Raw genomic sequence first — 3512 nt, forward strand, 5'->3', positions numbered from 1 at the left:
GGTTTCCCGGTTCTTCCCATACCCGCACGCGTAGGGAGTTTCGGAAAACCCTGCACAACCCTGCACCACCCCACCCCGCCGCACCTCTCGCCACCTCTACTTCCCACCCCGCCGAATGTCCGTCCGCGTCGTTCGGCGTCTCGCGCGCGTGCGCGAGGCCGCACACGGCCCGCGCCGCGCGCTCGCCGCCCCACCGCGCGCCCCTTTTCCGCGCGCACCCCCTGATTGGAGCCCTTGACCTGTGACCAGTAGGAACCGCCCCGCCGCCGTGCTCGCCCTCGCCCAAGGACGCACGAACGGACAGGCCGCCAAAGCCGCCGGAGTCTCCGCCCGCACCATCCTGCGATGGGTCGACGACCCCGCGTTCCGGCAGGAAGTCGACGACACCCGAACCGAGTTGCTGCGCCTGGCCGTTGGCCGCCTGGCCGCCGCCTCGACCAAAGCCGTTGACGCTCTGGTCGACGCCCTCGACAGCGAACGCGGACAGGCCCGCGTCCAGGCCGCCCGCACACTGCTCGACGCCTGCCTGTCGCTGCGCGAATCCCTCGACCTTGAGCAGCGCCTCGCCACCCTTGAAGCCGACGAGGAGAGCCGCCGATGAGCCGCGCCGACCCGCTATCCCGCCGCCTGGTCGCCATCGAGAAACAGCGCGACGGCCGGCGCATGATGCACACCCACCGACTTGCCGACGGCCGCACGGTGCGCCTGTCCACCCTCGACGTCCTCGACGCCGTGCACGACGGCCTCGCCCTCGACGGCCAGCACGTCACCGAACCACCACCGCCCATCGTCCGCACGCTGGCCCAACTCGCCCCCGAGGACGACACATCGATGATGGGCCGCCTTACCCGCGCCGTGGCCGCCGAGTGGTGCGCCGCCTACGACCAGGGCCGCCCCGTGACGCTCTACGGCGACCAGGGGGCCAGCGCATGAGCGACACCGACGCCGAGCACCTCACGCGCGCCGACGGGGCCGTCATCGTCCCCGCCGCGGTCGCCGGAGATGTACTGCGCGCCCTCGTACGCGATCTGACGGCCCGTGTGCGCGCCGACGGGGGCGAGGTGACACCAGGCGTCCGACGCCTGCTCTACGCGCTACACACAGCCGCACAGCACGCCGAGATGTTCGATTCCGTTACCGCGCCGTTCGATTCTTCCGCTACCGGAACCCCACCCCGCACCTCGGGCACGGTGTCAGTAGCCGAGGCCGCCGCCCTCATGGGCTGCACGACCCGGCACGTCCGCGCCCTGATCGCCGCCGGCCGACTCCCCGCCGAACGCGTCGGCGCGCGCGTGTGGGCCATCGACACCGACGCCCTGCACCACTACCGCCACCACCGAGGAGAAAGAGCAGCATGACCACCGCGACCACGACCACCGACCAGCCCGAGCCGGCGCCCGAGATCAAGCAGGCCGAGCAGGAAGCAGCCGAGGCCGAGCAGTTGCTCGCCGCGCTGGAAGAGCGCGTACGCGACGGAGACGAACAGGTCACCGCCCAACAGCTCACGGATGCACGTGAGTTGGGGACGTTCGCCAAGCTGCGGGCCGAGGCCGCCCGCCGCAAGGCCGAGCGCGCCGCCGCCAAGGCCGCCGAGACCGAACGCGCCCGCATCACCGCGGACGCCGTCGCCCTGGCCGAGCAGACCGCCGACCCCACCCACGTGGCCACCGCCTACCAGCAGGCCCGCGCCGCCCTTGCCGCCCTGGTCGACGCCGTGTGCACCCACAACGGCGCCCTAGGGGAAGCCGCGGCGCTGCTCCGGCACGCAGGCGCCCCGCCGATCACCCGGTTCGTGCCGGTGCAGCGCGGCGAGCACACGTTCAACGAGCCCGAACTCGTCCCCGCCTCACGCACCGCCCCAACCGTCCACCAGGAAAGGCACTCCGCCACCCTGTCGCTCAAGACCGGTCACACCCGCGCCGCCATCGGCGCAGGCGCGGTCCTGGCGACCCTGCTCGAAGAGATCACCCAGACAAGCCGGATGGACACCCCCGTCGCCCGGCGCACGTTCCTCGCCTCCCCCATCCAGGACCAGGCCCAGCGCCACCGCGACACCGTCCGCCACTTCCTCAACACGGCCACCCCCAAGACCCCGAAGGACACCAAGTGACCGAGCACGCGCACCTCACCGCCGACAACTTCCACCAGGACCAAGCCGCCCCGCGCCCCCGCGTCCAGGAGATCGGCAACTACGTCTCCCCCACCTACCAGCGATGGATCGAACAAGTCGAGCGCGACGCCCGCCCGCCCGTCGATACCTTCCAACTCCCCACTACCGCCGCCGAGTTGGAAGCCATGGGCTACGTCGACCGGGTGCGCGTCTACACCGAGGACACCGCCCTGTACGACCGTCTCACCGGCCGCACCGCCACATGACCCCCGCACGCCGCCAGGCTCCACCCGCCGACCAGGAGACACCCCCGTGAGCGCCACCACCGTCTACCGCTCCCAGTGGGACGACCGCACCCCTGATGACCGCCGCATCCCCTGGCGCAAGATCATCGCGCCTGATGCCCGCTCCGGGCCGCTGAGCATCCATCCGACGATGGGTGAGCGCGGCATGGTGCACGCTGCCCCGTGGTGGGTTGAGGGCACCCTCTACACCGACAACGCCCGCTGGCTCGACCTCGTCCGCGCCCAGGCCCGCAAGACCGGCGCCACCCTCGCCGAGGAGGACGCCCCCGACGGGCCGCCCGCCGACCACCTCACCGAGGTCGACGCCATGCGTCGTTACGCCGAGCGCCACGGACTCACCCCCGCCCGCACCCCACCGCTCGACACCGACGGCCACCCGATACGCGTCCGCCCCTACTGAACTACCCCTGACATCACCGGAGTTGACTCCCTGTGCCCTCCCTTTTCGGCCCCGACTACATCGACGCCAACGCCGCCACCCACCGACTCAAGCAGACCCGCAAGACCGACCTTGTCGAAGTGCGCCGCCGCCTGGATGCCGCACTCAGCAAGGCCCGCACCTTCCGCGACCCCGACCTGACAGGCGAAGCCAACCACCGCCGCCGCGCCGAAATGGAGCGCGCCGCCCGCAAGCAGGCCGCCGCCGACCTCGACCGCATCCAGCGCGAGACCGACGCCGCCGCGACCATGGTGCGCACCGTCGCCAACAAGGCCACCACCACCCCGGCCGCCGGCGCGGCCGAGCAGCTCCTCGCCGAGACCCGGCAGAACCGCGCATGGGACCGCGCCCGCGCGCTCCTCGACGCCGGCCGCACCCTGCCCGACGTCATCAAGGGTGCCGACCTCGACACCCTGCACGCGCTCCGCACCGAACTGCCCACCTACCTTGCCACCCAGCACACCAAGCCAAGCGGCCTCGATGGCGTCGACTTCACCGAACCCGACCCCACCCGCGCCGTGCACGCCGTCGAGCGCGCCCTCGCCAACCGCCTACCCAAGCCACAAGGCGCCGCGCTGCGGGCCCGCCTCGACCTCGACGAACTCGAACCCGGCCTACGCGAAACCCTCGCCGGACTCCGCCGCGACGTCGACGGCAC

7 protein-coding genes are annotated in these 3512 nt (G+C 72.1%); all 7 read left to right on the forward strand.

Annotation, left to right across the window (positions count from 1 at the left end; genetic code table 11):
• The first annotated feature begins 241 nt into the window (after positions 1-241).
• On the forward strand, positions 242-601 hold the full coding sequence (locus tag ACIQU6_RS44115; RefSeq protein WP_403488284.1) for a hypothetical protein: 360 nt from the start codon (positions 242-244) through the stop codon (positions 599-601).
• On the forward strand, positions 598-933 hold the full coding sequence (locus ACIQU6_RS44120; protein WP_403488286.1) for a hypothetical protein: 336 nt from the start codon (positions 598-600) through the stop codon (positions 931-933). Before ACIQU6_RS44115 ends, ACIQU6_RS44120 begins: the two co-directional genes overlap by 4 nt.
• Positions 930-1358, forward strand: a complete 429-nt coding sequence (locus ACIQU6_RS44125; protein WP_403488288.1) for an excisionase family DNA-binding protein — start codon at positions 930-932, stop codon at positions 1356-1358. The genes ACIQU6_RS44120 and ACIQU6_RS44125 overlap by 4 nt, the downstream gene beginning before the upstream one ends.
• Positions 1355-2110, forward strand: coding sequence for a hypothetical protein (locus ACIQU6_RS44130; RefSeq protein WP_403488290.1), 756 nt, complete (start codon positions 1355-1357; stop codon positions 2108-2110). The genes ACIQU6_RS44125 and ACIQU6_RS44130 overlap by 4 nt, the downstream gene beginning before the upstream one ends.
• Entirely contained in the window at positions 2107-2376 is a 270-nt protein-coding gene (locus ACIQU6_RS44135) for a hypothetical protein (protein WP_403488292.1), read from the forward strand. The genes ACIQU6_RS44130 and ACIQU6_RS44135 overlap by 4 nt, the downstream gene beginning before the upstream one ends.
• Positions 2377-2422: 46 nt before the next feature.
• Positions 2423-2815 (forward strand): hypothetical protein, encoded by a 393-nt coding sequence (locus tag ACIQU6_RS44140; protein ID WP_403488294.1) that lies wholly within the window; start codon positions 2423-2425, stop codon positions 2813-2815.
• A gap of 32 nt (positions 2816-2847) precedes the next feature.
• The coding region (locus ACIQU6_RS44145; protein ID WP_403488296.1) for a hypothetical protein at positions 2848-3512 on the forward strand (665 nt) is incomplete at its 3' end.

It is taken from the genome of Streptomyces sp. NPDC090442, from assembly GCF_044769405.1.
Classification (GTDB): Bacteria; Actinomycetota; Actinomycetes; order Streptomycetales; family Streptomycetaceae; genus Streptomyces.

Bases quoted from the DNA above. Each gene is read 5' to 3' on its own strand.
- ACIQU6_RS44120 (WP_403488286.1), top strand. From the start codon at position 598: ATGAGCCGCGCCGACCCGCTATCCCGCCGCCTGGTCGCCATCGAGAAA.
- ACIQU6_RS44130 (WP_403488290.1), top strand. From the start codon at position 1,355: ATGACCACCGCGACCACGACCACCGACCAGCCCGAGCCGGCGCCCGAG.
- ACIQU6_RS44125 (WP_403488288.1), top strand. From the start codon at position 930: ATGAGCGACACCGACGCCGAGCACCTCACGCGCGCCGACGGGGCCGTC.